We start from the raw sequence: 370 nt of genomic DNA, 5'->3' as shown, positions 1-370 counted from the left end.
AGCCCGAATGAATGGTGAACTGCAAGCTAGTTTAAATACAATCCTAGAACAATTAACAGTTCATCCTCGAGTGGCTCAAACCAGCCTATTACAGGAAATGCATATTCGAACTGGAGAGTTTCTAAGAAAGGCACCGACAAAGCCGTCAATTGGAGCAGTACAAGGAATAATTCCGATTAACACAGCCACAAGTAGACCAATGGGACAACTTTTTAAGGCACTAACCCACTAAAACTGTATATTTAAAGGCTACCTATGAAAACTTGACAGATACTTTTTTAATTTAGTTGTTGACATTCAAATCTCAGCACGATATTATAGTTTCAACAATTATCGTTTCAGTAGATCCTTCGTTGGGCGTAAGAGAGCC

At 38.6% G+C, this 370-nt stretch carries 1 pseudogene; it reads left to right on the top strand.

Annotated elements, in window-relative coordinates:
* A pseudogene (locus CP363_RS10595) lies at positions 1-232 on the top strand (ISLre2 family transposase); the annotation flags it as partial.
* Positions 233-370 lie beyond the last annotated feature (138 nt).

Source organism: Lactobacillus sp. UMNPBX12, from assembly GCF_002553955.1.
GTDB lineage: Bacteria > Bacillota > Bacilli > Lactobacillales > Lactobacillaceae > Lactobacillus > Lactobacillus crispatus.
The sequence above is the reverse complement of the archived record's forward strand: the minus strand, read 5'-3'. Positions and strand labels throughout refer to the sequence as shown.